Consider the following 18,029-nt stretch of genomic DNA (forward strand, 5'->3'; position numbering starts at 1 on the left):
TGAGGAGAAATGTTGATGTCGAATCGTCCGCAAGATCGTCTGCCCGCAGTACTGCAAAATCTCGTCTTGCCTGTTATCGCGGCACCCATGTTTATCGCCAGTGGTCCAGAGCTGGTGACGGCGCAATGCAAGGCCGGTATCGTCGGTGCCTTCCCTGCATTGAATGCGCGTCTGCCGGAATTGCTCGATACCTGGCTAACCGATATTCAAGCTGAATTGGCTGCGTATAAAGCCGCGCATCCAACGGCGATCATCGGTCCGATAGCGGTTAATCAAATCGTGCATCAATCGAATGACCGTCTCGCACATGACGTCGAGGTGTGCGTCAAACATCGTGTGCCCATCATCATTTCCTCATTGCGTGCACCGCCGAAAGAAATGATGGACGCGATCCACAGCTACGGTGGCATCGTGTTGCACGACGTGATTTCCATCCGTCATGCACAGAAGGCGCTGGAAGCTGGCGTCGATGGTTTGATACTGGTGGCAGCAGGTGCGGGTGGTCATGCAGGCACCTTGTCGCCATTCGTATTGGTTGGTGAAGTGCGCAAATTCTTTAAGGGACCGATTGCCTTGTCCGGTGCAATTGCGACCGGCGATGCAGTGCTGGCGGCGCAAGCGATGGGTGCTGATTTTGCGTATATCGGTTCGCGCTGGCTGGCGACTAAAGAGTCGAATGTCGACGATGCTTATCGTGAAGCGATAGTCAGCTCGGCCGCTGCCGATGTGATCTACACCAATCTGTTTACCGGTATACACGGTAACTATCTGAAAAAATCCATTATCAATGCAGGTCTGGATCCAGACAATCTGCCGCAAGCCGACAAGAGCGCGATGAATTTCGGCTCTGGCAGCGGCAGCAAGATCAAAGCGTGGCGCGACATCTGGGGTGCGGGCCAAGGCGTCGGTTTGATAGACGACGTGGTCGCAGTTGAAGAAGTCGTGCAACGCTTGATAGCCGAATACAAGGCAGCGAAAACGCGTTTGAAGATATAAAAAAAGCCCTCATCCAAGATGAGGGCTTTTAGGTTTACGCGCCGGGCTTACACACCGAAACGTGCACCTGCGCCGAACAAAGTAGCAATCCCCAACACTGCAAAAATTGCCGCCGCCACGCGATGCACGATTTTCACCGGCATACGACCTGCAAGCTTGTCACCGAAATAAACCGCAGGCGCATTTGCCAGCATCATGCCGAAGGTCGTGCCGGCCAAGACCCAGAAGAATGAATGGAATTGTGCAGCCAAGGCAACGGTTGCAATTTGTGTTTTATCGCCCATTTCTGCCAGGAAGAAGGCGATCAGCGTGGTCGTGAAGACGCCGTACTTCGCCAATTTGGCATCACCTTCGTCCAGCTTGTCAGGGATGAGTGTCCAGCCAGCCATCAGCAGGAACGATACGCCGAGTACCCAGCGCAAGACTTCAGGCCCCAGCATGGTCGTAATCCATGTGCCTATGGCGGCAGCGAATGCGTGATTGGCAATAGTCGCGACAAAGATCGCCAAGACGATAGGTAATGGTTTGCGAAATTTTGCAGCGAGGAGAAAAGCGAGTAGTTGTGTTTTGTCGCCGATTTCAGCGAGGGCAACAATGCCGGTAGAGACGAAGAATGCTTCCATGATGGGGATAAACTTTCTGGGGCCGGAATAATAACCAAAGCACAAACAGCGACCCCGGCCCATGCGGTCGTCATTTGAGCTATGGTCTCGCCAAGTCTTGCGACTATCTGCACCATGGCCTGCGGGCCAAGAGTGTTGATGCAGATTCCTTAGTTGACTAAGGCCGGCTACTCCCCAACGTTCGAAGCGAATAATAGCAGAATCGTGAAAACCTGATTTGTCTTTTTCGATTTTTATGTTTTTTGCATCAAGATGGATTGCTTATAAGAAAAGTCCTCGGCGATGCGAGGACCTTTCTTTGTGTTGGGTCGTTTCAGTCGCTGATAACGATATCGCCCGCGGTCGCCGATTTGCTACCTGTCACCGGTTGGTTGCTGTTGCCATGATAGGCAAAGGCGACTGAGGTTTTCACCGATGACGTTGTATTGACGCCGGCTGCGTGAAATAACTGGCTATGGAAAAACACCACATCGCCTTGGTGCAGATCGACCGGTTTGCCTTGCGCAAACAGCGCCTGATTCGGCGCATAGTCGGGACGTAGAAAATCCAGTTCATCCAGTTGTTCGCGCGCAATCGCCAGACGATGCGAGCCGGGAATGAATTTCAAGCCACCATTGCTGGCGATTTCATCACCGAGTGCCAGCCAAACGCAAATCAGATCGGGTTTGGTAAACGACCAATAACGAATATCGCGATGCCAGCCGGTGGCGGTGCCGAACTGCGGATGTTTGGTCATGACGGAGTTGTGATGTGCCAGCGTCAGGCAAACCGGCTCATCAAATAACTGACGCAGCTTGCCGACCACGCGAGGATCGCGCGCCCAGTCGTGAAAGCAGGCATCACGATCATAAGCGCCGCGCAGGCGTCGCACGGTTCTGCCGCCTTCTGCATCCAGTGATGCCGGTGCGCCCGGATAGCCAAGCACGGCTTCATATTCCAGTGGCTGTTGCGCTTCATGCAATTGCGTTTTTGCGACCGACAGCATGTGTTCGCATGCGGCAGGTTCCAACATCTTTCTGAAAACCAGATAACCGTCTCGCTCGAATTGTGCAATCTGTTCGCTGGAAAGTGCTGTGTCCATTGTGCTTGTTTTCACCTTGCTCACTTATTGATAATGCTGCGCTATCGTAAATATCCAGTGTAGCGCTTGTCTCCTCATTCTGCCTGCAGGCGCAGACATTTCGGCGTGGATGTACTTCGTTTACATGCCGGTGGGCTGGTAGTGATTGCCTGCAGCATTCCATTTCTCTACATGCCATTTCCAGTTGATGCGACCGATGACGTTACCGTTTTCATCCAATCCTTCCACCGGGCCGTGAAAGACGGCAAACATCACGCCGCCATTCGGGCTGACCGGTTGATGCACGGCGCCGTCGTTTTCATATAGATAGCAACCAGCATTGAAGGGACGCTCCGGCTCATCGCGATAATGGAAGCCGCCTTCCAGCATATAGCCTTCTACTGCGCCAACGTGGCGATGTATGGGCGCCGCTGCGCCCGCTTCGAACTTGATCATCAGCGTGAAGCGTCCGGTAGATGCATCTGCCTGCAAAAGTTTGAAATGTGCACCAGGCATGGCCCATGGCAACCATTCCATCTGTTGTGGGTGGCAGGTGTACAGCGTATCGCTGGGTGTAGCTGTCTGATTCGGTGTGCTGTTCATGGCCTTGCTTTACGTATAATGAAAAAATTCCAACGACTGGTATCGCCGAGGATGACATTGTATGTCACCAAGTGCTGCGCTTATTGTGCGCGCTATGCGGGTTGGGTGTCTTGAATAATGTGAAAGGTGCGTATGCGCAAAACGAAACTGCCTTCCGGCAAAAGCATTCCTGTACTTGGGCAGGGCACATGGTACATGGGCGACGAGTCACATCGCCGTGCCGATGAAATCGCCACTCTGCGTCTGGGACTGGATCTCGGTATGAGCTTGATCGATACGGCAGAAATGTACGGCGATGGCGCATCGGAAAAATTGGTGGGTGAAGCAATTGCCGGACGTCGCGATGAAGTATTTCTAGTAAGTAAAGTGCTACCTAGCAATGCCTCGCGCAGCGGCACGATTGCCGCCTGCGAACGCAGCTTGCGTCGCCTCGGTACCGATTGCATTGATTTGTATCTATTGCACTGGCGTGGCCGTACACCTTTTGCCGAAACTATCGCCGCATTCGAAGCCTTGCAGGATGCAGGGAAAATTCGTCACTGGGGCGTCAGCAATATGGATGTCGACGATATGGAAGAAATCGCACGTGCCGCTGGTGGCGATGCAATCTCGACCAATCAAGTTCTATACAACCTGATGCGTCGCGGCATTGAATATGATTTGTTGCCGCAAGCACAAGCGCGTGGCTTGCCCTTGATGGCGTATTCGCCGATAGAACAAGGCCGTTTGACCGAATATCCGGAAGTCCAGGATATCGCCGACAAACATGGCGTGACGCCGGCACAGGTCGCGCTGGCCTGGGTATTGCGAAAAGAAGGCGTGATTGCGATTCCAAAAGCATCGACGCTCAAACATGTGCGTGAAAACCGTGCAGCACTTGATCTGCAATTGACGGCGGAAGATTTGGCAGAGTTGGACGAAGTCTTCCCACCGCCGGATGGGCCGGAATCGCTGGAAATGATTTGATGTTTGATATGGAAGAACATGTGACTTTGTTGATGCGTGTTCTTCTGTAATCAACTTAATGATCCAGATTATTTGTCAGGATGATCGCTGCGATCTTCCAGCGCACCACGCAATAAATCGAATGCCGCGCGCGTAAATTCTTCAGCCTGGCTGCACTTCATCTTCAACAGCAGTGTGACGGCATCACCGTATTGCGCGTCGATCACACTCACTTCCTGTTGCTCGCAGTAGCGACGCAAGGTCGATTCATCGGCAAACTGCAGAACAAAGCGCCGCTCGCACATAGGCTCTACCGGCACCAATTCAGCAGTCTTGATCGCTTCGGAAATCGCCTGCCCGTATGCACGCGTCAGGCCGCCTGCACCCAACTTCATTCCGCCCCAGTAACGCACAACAACCGCGAGCACATTGAACACGTCTTTGTGTACCAGCACGTTATACATCGGTCGTGCCGCCGTGCCTGACGGTTCGCCATCGTCATCCAGGCCGGAGTCGCCATCACATATCAGCACCCAGCAAAAATGCACGGCATTCGGATGTTGTGCACGCAGCTCCGCCAACTTCGCACGTGCTTCAGCACGCGTAGTCAGTGGATACAGTAAACCGATGAAACGACTTTTCTTGATTTCGATTTCGGCGGTGGCGGGTGCAGCTAGTTGATACATAAGGAATAAACGGAGCGGGAAGACGCGATGATAAGCCAGTATCCAAGGAAGAGGACATTGCCCATGCAATATCCTCTTCACTTCCGTTTTTATAGACGCATTACCAACGTAGAACTTTAGGGCCGATCAATGCACCGATGCCAGTCGGAATCAAGATACCCAGCAAATACCAAAAGCCGATGAAGGACGCTTCCATCTCAGGGCAGTGCATGGAATAAATCGTTGCCGCCGCGGCACCCGCTGCAAATCCTGCTGCAGCGCCAGCCAAGCGCAGCCGGGTTGGTGCCATATTGCGCATGGCGACCAGAATCGCGGCAAAGATCGGTAGCGATAAAGTCGCAATCAAAAATGGGCAGGTGCGCCAAGTACTCCCCCAGAAAAGCTGCGCGCGATCTTCCGGTGCTGCACTCATCAGGACAAATGCAGCAGCAAGCCAGATTACTAACATGGGTGTAACGATCCATGCCGGAAGCATATTGATACGTGCGCCAGGTAAGGACAGGCGCATGCTTGCCATGCGGCCAGCCCATGCAAGTGCGGCAACAAATCCGATCTTGAGCCAGAACGAAGGCAGCATGGCAACGTCAGCCAGATCCGGACGTACGCCCAGCATGCTCATCATGAGTACGATGCTCACCAGTAACCCACATGCAATCGTCAGTACGATGCGCTGCGTAGGCAAGGTGGATGCGCGGACGTCGGGGCCGCTGGCCAGCATGTTGATCAAGTCATCTGTTTTCATGGTTCATCTCGCAGTTTTGTTGCCAGTGTTTTCAAGCCTCGATGTACGGCGACTTTGACGGACGCTTCCGATATGTTCAACGCAGTGGCGGTTTCGCGTATGGACCAGCCATCCAGCTTGGTATGCATAATGGCGGCACGTTGTTGTTCAGGCAATAAGGAGAGTAATTGACCAAGATCGCGTTTCGCCTCGTTTGCATCAGCATCGATCGTCGAAAATATTTCATTCTCATCGTTTAGCGGATCGTTCAATGCGTTATGTCTCGCATGTCGCCGCAGCCAGTCAATCAGCTTGTACCTTGCAATCGCGTATACCCACGCCGTCAGTGGCTCTGCGGGGTCGTACGTCAGGCGCTGGTTATGAATAGCCAGCAGTGATTCTTGTACCAAGTCTTCTACTTCATCCGGCCAGCTACTTAAACGGCGTCGCAAAAAGGCGCGCAAGTGTGCGGCAGTTGCTTGCAGAAAACTGCGGTATGCGACTGCATCGCCAGCCAGACCTTGCAGCAGCAATGCATGCAAGCGTAATTCGGCGGCGTGTAGCGCTTCTCCCTTTTGTATTCGTTGCATCTGTACCTTAAGTTACATGGGATGAAAAATAAATTTTTTCCAGATACATGAAATAAATTTCTTCTGCGTTGTAACCAAACTTATCTTGCCAGCGAATTACCTTGCACATCATCCACTGAATGGTAGCGCACGATGAAACAAATCGCATTGATAGCCGCAGCTTCCGTACTTTGTTCGGCATTGCCATCGTATGCCGGCAATGCTTGTGAAGTCAAAAGCGGCGCTGCCACTGCAGCACTGGTAGAGCTGTATTCCAGCGAAGGCTGTTCCAGTTGCCCGCCGGCTGATCGCCAATTAAGCCAGTTACGTCAAACACTGGATGCACAAGCATCCGTTGTGCCATTGGCCTTACATGTCAGCTATTGGGATCAGATAGGCTGGAAAGATGTGTTTGCACAAAAGATCTTTGATGCACGTCAAAGCAACTTGTTGGCCGGCCGTAAAAATCATGTGGTGTACACGCCGCAATTTTTTGTCAATGGCTCGGAGCTGCGTTCCTGGCGTGATGGTTTGCCGGATGCAATACGACAAATCAATGCAAAACCTGCGACCGTTTCCATCACTTTGAAAACCAATGCGGCTGCAAACAATACCGTGATGGTAGATGTAGACGCGAACGCACTTGATGCCAAGACGAGCGGCGTACTTTACGTCGCCATTAGCGAGAGCGCATTGGTATCCCACGTATTGCGTGGTGAAAATGGCGGTGCAACGCTCAAGCACGACGATGTTGTGCGAGTGTGGCTGGGCCCAACTGCATTAGTGCAAGGCAAGCTTCATCTAAAGCAAGAGATCAGTATTCCTGCAGCCTGGAATCGTCAGAATTTGCAAGCGGTTGCCTTCGTGCAGAATCAGGCTAATGGCAATGTATTGCAGGCCGTGAGCACTGCTCAGTGCAATGGAACGAGGGGATTGTGATGCGCACACATGACACCAGCACAATTCATCCAGTCTGGTTACGCATCACGCACTGGGTCAATGCATTGGCCGTGCTGTTACTGGTGACCAGCGGCTGGCGCATCTACAACGCTTCGCCCATTTTTGATTTTTATATTCCGTCGCAATTGACGCTGGGCGGCTGGCTGGGCGGCGCATTGCAGTGGCATTTTTTCGCGATGTGGCTGCTGCTGGTGAATGGCATTAGCTATCTGGCGATCAATATTTTTTCCGGACGTTTGAGGCATCAATTCTTTCCCTTGTCGCCACGCCAGTTCATGCGTGATTTGGCTGCTGCACTCAAAGGGAAGTTGGCACATGCCGATCCGCGCAAATACAACACGGTGCAGCGTGCAGCGTATCTATTCGTCATGCTCGACATAGTCTTGATTGTCTTGTCCGGATTGGTGCTGTGGAAGTCGGTGCAATTTCCCTTGTTGCGTGAATTACTGGGTGGTTACGAAGCGGCGCGTCGAGTTCACTTTTTCGCCATGTCTGCGCTGGTCGGTTTTGTCGTGGTGCACCTGGTGATGGTGGCCTTAGTGCCTCGTACATTGCTCGCCATGTTGCGCGGTCGCTGATCTATAAAAGAGATGAACATGATCAAGAAAAAAATCATTGTGATGCCCGGTGATGGTGATGCGATGTTGAGTGACGCCATACGTAAAGTCAGTCAGCCATCGCGCCGTGCTTTTTTGCAGCGGACATTGACCTTGGGCGGCTTGTCTTTATTGACAGGTTGTTCCATCAGCGATGAAAGCAGTATCGAAACTGCCTTGGGCAAGGTGTCGCAGTTCAATGACAAGGTGCAAGGCCTCTTGTTCAATCCCAATCGCTTGGCGCCTACTTATCCTGATTCGATGATTACACGGCCATTTCCATTCAATGCCTTCTATGGCGAAGAGGAAGTGAAGACCGTCGATGGTAATGCGTGGCGGCTTGAGTTGAGCGGCTTGATTGCGGATCGCAAGCCGTGGACGCTGGCGCAATTGCGAACCTTGCCGCAAACAGATCAGGTTACGCGCCACATCTGTGTTGAAGGATGGAGCGCTATCGGCAAATGGGGCGGTGTTCCTTTTTCACATTTCTTGCGGCGTGTTGGCGCCGATCTCAAAGCCAAGTATGTCGGCTTCAAGTGCGCGGATGATTATTTCACCAGCATCGATATGGCGACAGCCTTGCATCCGCAGACCTTGATGGCGCTGACTTATGACGGTGAGGAGCTGCCGCCGCGCTATGGCTTCCCGATGAAGCTGCGTATGCCAACCAAATTGGGCTACAAGAATCCGAAACACATACAAGCAATTTTTGTCACGAATACGTATCCCGGAGGCTATTGGGAAGATCAGGGATACAACTGGTTCGGCGGTAGCTGATCGTTTTATACGTAGCAGCTTCTCTGAAGTTTCAACAACAGCAGTTCTTTTTAATCACTCAAAGGAAATACATCATGAAAACAATCACTACTGCAGTTCTGTCCGCTTGCCTGTTGATGTCCGGTGCTGTCTTCGCTCAAGATGCAATGCAGAAAGACAGTATGGCAAAAGACAGCATGTCCAAGGATGCAATGAAGAAGGATCACATGGCGAAAGACGGCATGAAAAAAGATGCCATGAAAAAAGATCACATGGCAAAAGATGGGATGAAAAAAGACAGCATGGGCAAGGACGCTATGTCCAAAGACGAAATGAAGAAGTAATCATTAAAAAAGCCTGCATCAATCGACGATCGATGCAGGCTTTTTATTGGTTCAAACCAATGCGTGTAACGACACGGCTGATTGATCAGGTCGTTAAAGGTTTGTAACGAATCCGCTTAGGCTTGGCACCTTCTTCACCCAGACGCTTGCGTTTGTCCGCTTCATATTCCTGATAGTTACCATCGAAGAACGATACTTGCGAATTGCCTTCGAAGGCGAGGATGTGTGTCGCGATACGATCAAGGAACCAGCGATCATGCGAGATCACCAACACCGAGCCTGCGAATTCCAGCAGCGCATCTTCCAGTGCGCGCAAGGTTTCTACGTCGAGATCGTTGGATGGTTCATCGAGCAACAGAACGTTGCCGCCCTTGAGTAGTGTTTTCGCCAGATGCAGACGACCGCGTTCACCGCCGGACAGATTGCCAACGATCTTTTGCTGGTCGCCGCCCTTGAAGTTGAAGCGACCCAGATAGGCACGTGACGGCATTTCGAAGCGACCCACGCTCAGAATATCAGCGCCGCCGGAGACATCTTCGAATACGGTTTTGCTGTTGCCCAGATCGTCGCGCGACTGATCTACCAGCGAGACTTTTGCAGTTTGTCCAATGACGACTTCGCCGCTGTCTGGCTTGTCGAGGCCCGCGATCATTTTGAACAAGGTCGATTTACCGGCACCGTTGGGACCGATGATGCCGACGATCGCGCCCGGTGGCACGGTGAATGACAGATTGTCGATCAACAGGCGATCGCCGAATGCTTTCGATACATTCTTGAATTCGATGACTTCATTGCCGAGGCGCTCGGCGACGGGGATGAAGATCTCTTGCGTCTCGTTGCGTTTCTGATATTCGTGTTCAGACATTTCGTTAAAGCGTGCTAAGCGCGCTTTCGATTTGGCCTGACGCGCCTTGGGATTTTGACGTGACCATTCCAGTTCTTTCTGCAGTGCTTTTTGACGCGCAGATTCGGTCGATTCTTCCTGCTTCAGACGTGCCTGTTTTTGATCCAGCCATGACGAATAGTTGCCTTTCCACGGAATGCCGCTGCCGCGATCGAGTTCAAGTATCCATTCGGCCGCATTGTCGAGGAAGTAGCGATCATGGGTGATGCCGACCACGGTACCTGGGAAGCGCAGCAGGAACTGCTCCAGCCATTCGACCGATTCCGCATCCAGATGGTTGGTTGGTTCATCGAGCAGCAGCATGTCTGGCTTGGACAATAACAATTTGCACAACGCGACGCGGCGTTTTTCACCGCCGGATAGTACGGCGATTTTCGCATCCCAAGGTGGCAGGCGCAGTGCATCGGCAGCCATTTCCAGTTGTTGTTCAGGATTGTCACCGGCGGCAGTCGAGATGATCGCTTCCAGTCGGCCTTGTTCTGCGGCGAGCGCATCGAAGTCGGCATCTTCTTCGGCATAGGCAGCATAGACTGCTTCGAGTAGTGCTTTTGCTTCGAATACTTCGCCGAGGCCGGATTCGACTTCCTCGCGCACGGTTTTTTCCGGATCGAGCTGCGGTTCTTGCGGCAGGTAGCCGATGTTCAGGCCTGGCATAGGGCGCGCTTCGCCCTGGATGTCGGTATCGAGGCCGGCCATGATTTTCAGCAAGGTTGATTTGCCGGAGCCATTCGTACCCAGTACGCCGATTTTTGCGCCCGGGAAGAAGGACAATGAGATGTCCTTCAGGATCTGACGTTTAGGGGGAACGATTTTCCCCACGCGGTTCATGGTGTAGACGTAATTTGCCATTGTGATTTTAATAAAAGGTTGCTTGCCAAAGAGGTGGGTGCAAGGATAACCGATGGCGGGGGTGTACGGTAAGTGTGATGGCGGATATCGGGGAGAAAGGGCAATTAAATCCCGAAAATTTTCCGGTTTGTAAACTAGGACTGGGCGAGATTCAACTTTAGTGCAACACTGTTAATACACATGGTCATATTTCCTTGCATTATGGTGGCGCTTATCCTATTGTGCGACGCACCATCCCTCTAAAGAGAGCGCTCTTTGTCTTCACCAGATAAAAAAAGCAGCCTGGCTGCATTGACTCTTGCCGCAGTCGGCATCGTATACGGTGACATCGGCACCAGTCCGCTATACACGATGAAAGAAGTGTTCTCCAAAGAACACGGCTTGATCCTCACACCAGAAAATCTGCTCGGCGTCGTTTCCCTGATCGTCTGGGGCTTGATCATCATCGTCTCGCTCAAATACGTCACGCTGGTGTTGCGCGCGAACAATCGCGGCGAAGGCGGCATCATGGCCTTGATGGCGCTGGCGCTGTCTTCTGTGACGAAAAACTCACGCTGGTATTTCCCGTTGATGGTGATGGGTTTGTTCGGCGCGACTTTATTCTATGGCGATAGTGTCATTACACCGGCGATTTCGGTGCTGTCTGCGGTTGAAGGTTTAAGCATAGCGACATCGACCTTTGATCCTTATGTCGTACCGTTGACGGTCGCTGTGTTGGTCGGTTTATATTCCTTGCAGGCCAGAGGTACCGCCGGTATCGGTAAATGGTTTGGCCCGGTGATGCTGGTCTGGTTCCTTACCTTGGCAGCGATGGGCATTGTGAACATTATCGATGCGCCGCAAATTCTGCATGCCTTGAATCCATGGCATGCCTTCCTCTTTTTAAAAGGCAATGGTTACCTTGCTTTTATTGCCTTGGGTGCGGTGGTCTTGGCATTCACCGGCGCAGAAGCGCTGTATGCCGATATGGGTCATTTTGGCGCCAAGCCGATACGGATGGCGTGGTTCATGATTGCCTTCCCGGCACTAGCACTGAATTATCTGGGGCAAGGTGCTTTGCTGTTGCTGCACCCTGATGCGGTCAACAATCCTTTCTATCAACAGCTCGGTGCGTGGAGTATTTATCCATTGGTCGTGCTTTCGACGATGGCGGCCATCATCGCTTCGCAGGCGACGATCTCCGGCACTTTCTCCATGACCAAGCAAGCGATTGCGCTGGGCTTCCTGCCGCGCATGAAGATCGAATTCACGTCGGCTAGTCAGATCGGCCAGATTTACATTCCGGCAGTGAACTGGTTGCAAATGACCGTGGTCGTGATGGCGGTGATTGGTTTTGGTTCTTCTTCCGATCTGGCTGCAGCTTACGGTATTGCGGTAACAGCGACGATGTTGGTGACGACGATCCTGACCTTCTTCGTGATTCGCTATCGCTGGAAGTACAACTTGTTGCTGTGTCTTGCCGCGACGGGTTTCTTCCTGGTGATCGATGTCAGCTTGTTCTCGGCGAATATGCTGAAACTGTTCCATGGCGGTTGGTTCCCACTGTTGCTTGGTTTGGTTCTGTTCACCTTGATGCTGACGTGGAAGCGTGGTCGTGAACTAGTGTTCGAGAATCTGCAAAAGCACGCGATTCCACTGGAAGACTTTCTCTCATCATTGTTCATTTCGCCGCCAACGCGCGTGCCCGGTACCGCGATTTTCCTGCGTGGTGAATCGGATGGCGTACCGCATGCGATGTTGCACAATCTGTCACATAACAAGGTGCTGCATGAGCGCGTCGTATTCCTGACGGTACGCATGATGGAAGTGCCGTACGTGCCGGAAAGCGATCAAGTCCGCATACATTTGTTGGGCGATGATTGCTATCAGATGGATGTGACTTACGGCTTCAAGAATGTGCCGGATATTCCTGCGGCCTTGGAGTTGGCGAAAGATCAGGGACTGGAATTTGAAATGATGGAAACATCATTCTTCATCGCACGCCAAACCGTAGTCGCCAATCCGGTGCGCGGTATGGCGCTGTGGCGTGAACATATCTTTGTAGCGATGTCGCGCCATGCGCGCGGTGCGGCGGATTATTATCAAATCCCATCGAATCGCGTGATTGAGCTGGGCACCAAAGTCGAGATTTAAGCGCAGCGATGCAGATGTAAAAAAGGGACAACATGATTAGATGTTGTCCCTTTTTTATGTGCGGCTTTTAATCTGTGGTCACGGATGTTTGGCGTTTATATGTTTGCCAGACGCCATCCAATGAATACAAGCCCAGCGCAATCCAGATGGTCGCAAAGCCGATCAAACGTGCGCCACTGAACGGCTCGTGATACAGCCAAACGCCGATCAGCAATTGTATGGTGGGCGTAATGTATTGCAGCAGTCCGAGCGTGGCTAGCGGTATACGACGCGCGCCTGCAGCGAAGAGTAATAGCGGAATTGCCGTGATTGGCCCTGCCGCGACCAGCAGCCATTGCGATGCAGACGACGCGTGCACGAAGCTGCTATTGCCGCCCCATGTCATCATCGTTAGTGCGAGTGCAGCGAGCGGGAACAGCAGTAGCGTTTCCAGCGACAAGCCTTCCAATGCACCTAATGTCGCGGTCTTGCGCAACAAGCCGTAGGTGCCGAACGTGAGGCCCAATGTCAGACTGATCCACGGCAAATGCCCGTTTTCCCACGTCAACCATGCCACACCGATTGCTGCGATCGCGACAGCTGCCCATTGCAGACGACGCAAGCGTTCGCCCAACACCAGAAAACCCAGCAACACATTTACCAAAGGCGTCATGAAATAACCGAGGCTGGCATCGACGATACGATCGTGATTGACTGCCCAGATATACACAAACCAGTTAGTTGACAGCAGCAGTGCGCTAGCAGTGAAGCCAGCCAGTACTTTCGGTTGGCGAAATACACCGCTGATCCAGGCCCATTGCTTGCGCACAGCAAGCACGATCAGCAGGAATCCTAGCGCCCACACCATGCGATGCAGCAGGATTTCCAGCGGCGCAATATCGTGCAGCGATTTGAAATAAATCGGAAATAATCCCCATGCCATATAGGCAGAGAGTGCATACAACATGCCGGTATTCATGGCGAATCAATTAGTTGGGTAATGAGGCTACGTCAGACGTTTTGGACGAGCGAACAAAACGTGGAGGGAGCGATGATTATCGCAGTAATTGAATAAGGGTGCTGCACGTGCCGGAGTAAGGAGATTCTGTACGTTGAACGTCAGAAGAATGGATGTAAAAAATGCACGCCTCAACGGGTAGTCGAGGCATGCATTGCGAGGTGAGTGTGATGTAGCAGAGTTGCTGCTGCATCGCTTCTTTTATTAGAACGTGTAGTTGGCGGAGATCCACAAGCGACGTGGTTCCATGGTGCTGATGTATTGATTGGCATAGCTAGCAACAGGTCTTGTAGGATTGCTACCTGTGGTTGTAACTGGGCGATAGTCGACAAAGTTCTTGTCCAATAAATTGTTGACAGCCATGTTGATGGCGAACGCTTTGTTCACTTTGTAGGTGCCGCCAATATTCAGCAAATAGTAACTTTTGTAATCGCCCAGCAATGCTTTGGTATTGGTGAATGCACCGCTATCTTCTGAACGGTAGCGTGCGCTTTTGTATTCTGCTTGCGCCCACAGATTCAGTTGTTCTGAAGTACGCCAATCCAGTTTCATATTGGCGGCATGCTTGGGCGTGTTCTCAAGAGGTCTGCCGATATTGGCGCCGCTTTTTTGTTCACTGTCTGTGTATGTGTAATTGGCAGCGAGTCGCCATACGCGCGCGAATTCGATGCTGCTACCTAATTCAATGCCTTTGATGACAGCATTGTCGACATTGACAGGACGATTTCCTGGTGCTCCACCGCCTGGTGGAACATAGCCGTTAATGGTGCTAATGGCATTTTTGAAGTCGGTATGAAAGATGGTGGCATTCGCGCGGAAGCCATTGTTATTGTCGAAATAAGTACCCAACTCGCTGCTGGTGCTGCGCTCTGGCGAAAGAGATGGATTGCCGTACAGAGGCGTCGTACCTTGACTGCCGATGCCGGACAAGCCATCAACCAGTTGTTCCAGGCTAGGGGTGCGATAAGCCTTGCTGATGCCACCCTTGAAGGTCCATTGATCCGTGCTGTTCCAGACGAGGTAAACGCGCGGCGTTGTTGATCCGCCGAATGTACTGTGATGGTCATGGCGCACACCAACCGTCAAGGCGAGATCTTTACGGATACGCCATTCATCTTCGGCAAAAACACCTATTTGTTTTTGATCGAAACCACGTGGCGCAATCGCGTCTACCATTTTTGCTTCCCACCATTGCGCGCCTACGCTGAGCATATGGGTGTCTAAAGAGGTCACCAGTTTGGTATCAAAGATGGTGCTTTCCGATTCCAGAGTGCGCGGCGAACCTGCAACTTTGCCTCCAGGTGCTGCGTTTGGAATGGTGCGGCCTATCGTTTCCGTCTTGGTATGACTGATACTGGATTCCAGTACGCTGTTGGCCATGCGTAAAGTGTGTGCCAGCGTAATTTGATCGCGGTTGAATTTTTGTTCTGGTCCATAACCACGAAATGCACCGGGTCTGTCCAAGGTGCCAAGTTGGCCGCGACTGTTATCGTACTTTTGGCGCGTGCTGTCGATATCGAGAGAGATATCGTTGTCTTTGTTCGGTGTGAACGATAATTTTGCACCTACGTTTTCGACATCCGATTTAACGGGGTCATTGCCTAGCGTCAGGCTGCCTGGTGTTTTGCCTGGCCATTGGATATTGGAATCGTCGCGGTGATATTTGCGTGCACGTACTTGCAGGCCGAGCAGGTTTTCAACGAGTGGCCCACTAAGGTAAACACTACCGGCTTGTGAGTCACCGAACTCTGATTTGCCTTGCAGGGTTGTTTCTGCAGTAACAGTGCCACTCCAAACCTTGCCAACTTTGCGTGTGATGATGTTGATCACACCGCCCATCGCATCCGAGCCGTACAGAGTAGACATTGGGCCGCGTATGACTTCGATGCGTTCGATTGCTGCTGGCGGCGGCAGGAATGAAGTTGAGGTTTCACCGAAACCGTTCGGCGTTACGGTCCCAGCGGTATTTTGGCGACGGCCATCGATCAGAATCAATGTGTAGCGGCTATTCATGCCGCGCATGCTGATGTTGAGGCCGCCGGTTTTGCCCGGTGCATCGCCAACGTCGACACCTTCGACACCGCGCAGAGCTTCAGCGATGCTGTTGACGCGATTGGTTTCAAGTTGTTCACGCGTGATCACGGTGATGCTGGCTGGTGCATCCTTGATTGCTTGTTCGAAACCGGATGCGCTGACCACGACTTCCTGCAAATGTTGATCCGCTGTTGCCTGTTGCGCAGAAGCGGTAGCCGAGGCGACCAGCAGTGCAGCGGCGATGGGCCAGACACGACGAGCATGGCGTTCAAGTCCGCTTTCGATGCGGGACGAAGTTACTGCAAAAGGACGTGCAAAGTCCTGGGGATGCTGTACAGCCATGCTTAATGCTCCAGAAAAGGGATGCCCAGAAGAAGGGGAGGGTCTGTGGCTGGCTAGTACACGAATGGAAATGAGGCGGGGACGTCCGACACTTCAGTGATTGGCTGGCTGGAATTTAACGAAATCTTAATAAATTTAACGAAATCTTAACGTAACTGAGAATGATTTGCAATATCAATTCCAGACAGGAAATGTTGCGGCCATTTATGTTGAATAAGAGGATGACAATGCACGTTGAGATGGTGCGCTGACGCAAGCTGCCGTTACGGAAGATCGTATTGATTGAAGATGATGGGGGAATGCGTCGCTCTGATGAGAGCGATAAGGCGAGGACTAAAGCTTAGCCTGCTGTTGGTTCGTCAAAGAAGAACTCAACAGATTCTGTCTTTTTGCCGACATGGAGCAAACCTAGCGCGAGCAACTCATCGTAGTAGCAGACTTGATTGCGACCGTGGTCCTTGGCGTAATACAGCGCCTGGTCGGCATGACCAAGTATGACGACCGGTGTTTCTTGCGAGATGCTAGCGAAGCCGATGCTGACGGTAATCTGCCCGACTTGCGGAAATGGATTTTGCTCAATGTTGGAGCGAAAGCGTTCAAACACCATTTGTGCATCAGCCAGCGTCGCTGAGCGCAGTAATACAACGAATTCCTCACCGCCAAAACGAAAGACACGGTCTTGTGCACGAAACGAGGTACGCAGTATGTTGGCGACCAGAATCAATACCTCATCGCCATAGAGATGGCCGAAGGTATCGTTTACGCGTTTGAAATGGTCGATATCGATGACGGCCAGCCATTGCGATTTGACGTCCGCATGATGACGGCGGTCTTCTACATCGTGTGAAGCTGGCTCCGCTTGCTTGCTGTTGAGCATGCGCGCAAATTTTTCATCGAAGGTTTTGCGGTTGAGCAAGCCGGTCAATGAATCGCGTTCGCTGTAATCCAGCAGGCTTTGATAATTGCGATACACACTCAAGATGCCTTCCATCACTTGCAACATCTGTGCAGTGAATGGCTGTGTGTGTGCAATTTCGAGGCAGGTCGATACCTTGTCGTTTTGCCAGATCGGAATCCACAAGATGTGACGGCCATCTTCCCTGGCTTCTTCCAGACGATTTTTACGTTGCGCAATGCAAGTTACCAGCGCAGGGAAGGAGACTATCGGTTCGCCTGCATGGTCGGAGGATGATTCTTCATCGACGGTTTGTACTTTGCCGCCTGAGATCCAAACACGTGGGCGAACGAAGAGTTCGCCACGCGACTGAAATAATTCCATGACGCGCGCTTCTGTGACGCCGACCATATTCAGCAGTGCTGTCATCACCGAGATGTCCAGCAAGTCGTGGTCGCGATGGCCGGTAATCTCTACCAAGTGTTCCAGTAGAGATCCCATCATCAGTGGTTCAGAAGTGCTCACAGGGCATCCATGCAAAGACATCGACCAAAATATTTGTTTGAATCTGTTTAAGCATGGAGCGTGACTTCAAGAAAAATTTTCTATTAAGAGAAGCTAATTTCAAGAGCGCGATAAAAGCTAATTGAGAGGATTTATATAGTTTTTATTGTCTAATTAGTTAGAAGTATTCTATCTGAATAGATTGCCGCAAGCCTATTAGTTGGTCCATGGAAACTATATTTTACGTTTGCTTTTTTTCCTTGCTATGACATGGCGTGCACACGTGCTTGCACGCCATTTCTGAAATGTAACAAAATAGTTTCTGTAGAGTAATTTTATGTCGAATATAACTGAGCATATTTTGTGCCTGCTGTATTTCTATGTGTTTCGACAGGTAGATGAAGGCGCTTAGTCGATCAGGATATTAGCGATAGGAGCGACAAGTTTTGGACGAAAAGTCATATGTCCGTCATAAGTAAAATAGATCAGCAAAAAGACGCTTGACCTTCCTA

At 51.6% G+C, this 18,029-nt stretch carries 17 protein-coding genes and 1 riboswitch; of the genes, 7 read left to right on the top strand and 10 right to left on the bottom strand.

Going from position 1 to position 18,029, the window contains the following annotated elements; translation table 11 throughout:
- Positions 1-15 precede the first annotated feature (15 nt).
- Positions 16-996 (top strand): NAD(P)H-dependent flavin oxidoreductase, encoded by a 981-nt coding sequence (locus BQ6873_RS12285; RefSeq protein ID WP_076594106.1) that lies wholly within the window; start codon positions 16-18, stop codon positions 994-996.
- Between the two features lie 47 nt (positions 997-1,043).
- On the opposite strand, the gene BQ6873_RS12290 is transcribed toward BQ6873_RS12285, so the two are convergent.
- The 3 genes from BQ6873_RS12290 to BQ6873_RS12300 all read right to left on the bottom strand — a co-directional run bounded on the left by BQ6873_RS12290 (position 1,044) and on the right by BQ6873_RS12300 (position 3,282).
- Complete coding sequence (locus BQ6873_RS12290) at positions 1,044-1,619, bottom strand: TMEM165/GDT1 family protein (RefSeq protein ID WP_076592903.1); 576 nt, start codon at positions 1,617-1,619, stop codon at positions 1,044-1,046.
- Positions 1,620-1,629: 10 nt separating this feature from the next.
- A riboswitch (yybP-ykoY riboswitch) is annotated at positions 1,630-1,807 on the bottom strand.
- Between the two features lie 125 nt (positions 1,808-1,932).
- Positions 1,933-2,700, bottom strand: a complete 768-nt coding sequence (locus BQ6873_RS12295; protein ID WP_076592904.1) for a phytanoyl-CoA dioxygenase family protein — start codon at positions 2,698-2,700, stop codon at positions 1,933-1,935.
- A 120-nt stretch (positions 2,701-2,820) separates the two neighbouring features.
- The gene (locus BQ6873_RS12300) at positions 2,821-3,282 is read right to left on the bottom strand and encodes a 2,4'-dihydroxyacetophenone dioxygenase family protein (RefSeq protein ID WP_076592905.1); all 462 of its coding nucleotides are present in this window, start codon (positions 3,280-3,282) and stop codon (positions 2,821-2,823) included.
- A gap of 132 nt (positions 3,283-3,414) precedes the next feature.
- Between BQ6873_RS12300 and BQ6873_RS12305 the strand changes: the two genes are divergently transcribed.
- On the top strand, positions 3,415-4,248 hold the full coding sequence (locus BQ6873_RS12305) for an aldo/keto reductase (protein WP_076592906.1): 834 nt from the start codon (positions 3,415-3,417) through the stop codon (positions 4,246-4,248).
- Between the two features lie 68 nt (positions 4,249-4,316).
- Here BQ6873_RS12305 and BQ6873_RS12310 read toward each other — a convergent pair whose 3' ends face one another.
- The 3 genes from BQ6873_RS12310 to BQ6873_RS12320 all read right to left on the bottom strand — a co-directional run bounded on the left by BQ6873_RS12310 (position 4,317) and on the right by BQ6873_RS12320 (position 6,224).
- Positions 4,317-4,913, bottom strand: a complete 597-nt coding sequence (locus BQ6873_RS12310) for an IMPACT family protein (protein ID WP_076592907.1) — start codon at positions 4,911-4,913, stop codon at positions 4,317-4,319.
- Positions 4,914-5,013: 100 nt separating this feature from the next.
- Positions 5,014-5,655: an NrsF family protein gene (locus BQ6873_RS12315; RefSeq protein WP_076592908.1), complete on the bottom strand. Its 642-nt coding sequence runs from the start codon at positions 5,653-5,655 to the stop codon at positions 5,014-5,016.
- A complete protein-coding gene (locus BQ6873_RS12320) occupies positions 5,652-6,224 on the bottom strand; it encodes a sigma-70 family RNA polymerase sigma factor (RefSeq protein ID WP_076592909.1) in 573 nt (190 codons plus the stop codon). Before BQ6873_RS12320 ends, BQ6873_RS12315 begins: the two co-directional genes overlap by 4 nt.
- A gap of 132 nt (positions 6,225-6,356) precedes the next feature.
- Between BQ6873_RS12320 and BQ6873_RS12325 the strand changes: the two genes are divergently transcribed.
- From BQ6873_RS12325 to BQ6873_RS12340, 4 genes are all read left to right on the top strand, one after another.
- The gene (locus tag BQ6873_RS12325) at positions 6,357-7,142 is read left to right on the top strand and encodes a DUF1223 domain-containing protein (RefSeq protein WP_076592910.1); all 786 of its coding nucleotides are present in this window, start codon (positions 6,357-6,359) and stop codon (positions 7,140-7,142) included.
- Positions 7,142-7,741 carry a cytochrome b/b6 domain-containing protein gene (locus tag BQ6873_RS12330; protein ID WP_076592911.1) on the top strand — a complete coding sequence of 200 codons (600 nt, stop codon included), beginning with the start codon at positions 7,142-7,144 and terminating at the stop codon, positions 7,739-7,741. The genes BQ6873_RS12325 and BQ6873_RS12330 overlap by 1 nt, the downstream gene beginning before the upstream one ends.
- Before the next feature lie 18 nt (positions 7,742-7,759).
- Positions 7,760-8,536, top strand: coding sequence for a molybdopterin-dependent oxidoreductase (locus BQ6873_RS12335; protein WP_076594107.1), 777 nt, complete (start codon positions 7,760-7,762; stop codon positions 8,534-8,536).
- A gap of 74 nt (positions 8,537-8,610) precedes the next feature.
- Entirely contained in the window at positions 8,611-8,859 is a 249-nt protein-coding gene (locus BQ6873_RS12340) for a pentapeptide MXKDX repeat protein (protein WP_076592912.1), read from the top strand.
- 85 nt (positions 8,860-8,944) lie between these two features.
- Here the strand turns inward: BQ6873_RS12340 and ettA are convergent, their stop codons facing one another.
- Positions 8,945-10,612 carry an energy-dependent translational throttle protein EttA gene (gene ettA, locus BQ6873_RS12345; RefSeq protein WP_076592913.1) on the bottom strand — a complete coding sequence of 556 codons (1,668 nt, stop codon included), beginning with the start codon at positions 10,610-10,612 and terminating at the stop codon, positions 8,945-8,947.
- 255 nt (positions 10,613-10,867) lie between these two features.
- On the opposite strand from ettA, the gene BQ6873_RS12350 reads away from it, so the two are divergent.
- Positions 10,868-12,745, top strand: a complete 1,878-nt coding sequence (locus BQ6873_RS12350) for a potassium transporter Kup (RefSeq protein WP_076592914.1) — start codon at positions 10,868-10,870, stop codon at positions 12,743-12,745.
- 67 nt (positions 12,746-12,812) lie between these two features.
- Here the strand turns inward: BQ6873_RS12350 and rarD are convergent, their stop codons facing one another.
- The 3 genes from rarD to BQ6873_RS12365 all read right to left on the bottom strand — a co-directional run bounded on the left by rarD (position 12,813) and on the right by BQ6873_RS12365 (position 17,514).
- Positions 12,813-13,703, bottom strand: a complete 891-nt coding sequence (rarD, locus tag BQ6873_RS12355) for an EamA family transporter RarD (RefSeq protein WP_076592915.1) — start codon at positions 13,701-13,703, stop codon at positions 12,813-12,815.
- Between the two features lie 243 nt (positions 13,704-13,946).
- Positions 13,947-16,118, bottom strand: coding sequence for a TonB-dependent receptor domain-containing protein (locus tag BQ6873_RS12360; protein WP_076592916.1), 2,172 nt, complete (start codon positions 16,116-16,118; stop codon positions 13,947-13,949).
- Positions 16,119-16,458: 340 nt separating this feature from the next.
- Positions 16,459-17,514: a GGDEF domain-containing protein gene (locus BQ6873_RS12365; protein WP_076594108.1), complete on the bottom strand. Its 1,056-nt coding sequence runs from the start codon at positions 17,512-17,514 to the stop codon at positions 16,459-16,461.
- Positions 17,515-18,029 lie beyond the last annotated feature (515 nt).

This window comes from Herminiimonas arsenitoxidans (assembly GCF_900130075.1).
Lineage (GTDB): Bacteria > Pseudomonadota > Gammaproteobacteria > Burkholderiales > Burkholderiaceae_D > Oxalicibacterium > Oxalicibacterium arsenitoxidans.

What these genes read in the sequence shown, in the direction of transcription:
- BQ6873_RS12285 (WP_076594106.1), top strand. Translation starts at nt 16, where the DNA reads ATGTCGAATCGTCCGCAAGATCGTCTGCCCGCAGTACTGCAAAATCTC.
- BQ6873_RS12290 (WP_076592903.1), bottom strand. Translation starts at nt 1,619, where the DNA reads ATGGAAGCATTCTTCGTCTCTACCGGCATTGTTGCCCTCGCTGAAATC.
- BQ6873_RS12295 (WP_076592904.1), bottom strand. Translation starts at nt 2,700, where the DNA reads ATGGACACAGCACTTTCCAGCGAACAGATTGCACAATTCGAGCGAGAC.
- BQ6873_RS12300 (WP_076592905.1), bottom strand. Translation starts at nt 3,282, where the DNA reads ATGAACAGCACACCGAATCAGACAGCTACACCCAGCGATACGCTGTAC.
- BQ6873_RS12305 (WP_076592906.1), top strand. Translation starts at nt 3,415, where the DNA reads ATGCGCAAAACGAAACTGCCTTCCGGCAAAAGCATTCCTGTACTTGGG.
- BQ6873_RS12310 (WP_076592907.1), bottom strand. Translation starts at nt 4,913, where the DNA reads ATGTATCAACTAGCTGCACCCGCCACCGCCGAAATCGAAATCAAGAAA.
- BQ6873_RS12315 (WP_076592908.1), bottom strand. Translation starts at nt 5,655, where the DNA reads ATGAAAACAGATGACTTGATCAACATGCTGGCCAGCGGCCCCGACGTC.
- BQ6873_RS12320 (WP_076592909.1), bottom strand. Translation starts at nt 6,224, where the DNA reads ATGCAACGAATACAAAAGGGAGAAGCGCTACACGCCGCCGAATTACGC.
- BQ6873_RS12325 (WP_076592910.1), top strand. Translation starts at nt 6,357, where the DNA reads ATGAAACAAATCGCATTGATAGCCGCAGCTTCCGTACTTTGTTCGGCA.
- BQ6873_RS12330 (WP_076592911.1), top strand. Translation starts at nt 7,142, where the DNA reads ATGCGCACACATGACACCAGCACAATTCATCCAGTCTGGTTACGCATC.
- BQ6873_RS12335 (WP_076594107.1), top strand. Translation starts at nt 7,760, where the DNA reads ATGATCAAGAAAAAAATCATTGTGATGCCCGGTGATGGTGATGCGATG.
- BQ6873_RS12340 (WP_076592912.1), top strand. Translation starts at nt 8,611, where the DNA reads ATGAAAACAATCACTACTGCAGTTCTGTCCGCTTGCCTGTTGATGTCC.
- ettA (WP_076592913.1), bottom strand. Translation starts at nt 10,612, where the DNA reads ATGGCAAATTACGTCTACACCATGAACCGCGTGGGGAAAATCGTTCCC.
- rarD (WP_076592915.1), bottom strand. Translation starts at nt 13,703, where the DNA reads ATGAATACCGGCATGTTGTATGCACTCTCTGCCTATATGGCATGGGGA.
- BQ6873_RS12360 (WP_076592916.1), bottom strand. Translation starts at nt 16,118, where the DNA reads ATGGCTGTACAGCATCCCCAGGACTTTGCACGTCCTTTTGCAGTAACT.
- BQ6873_RS12365 (WP_076594108.1), bottom strand. Translation starts at nt 17,514, where the DNA reads ATGGGATCTCTACTGGAACACTTGGTAGAGATTACCGGCCATCGCGAC.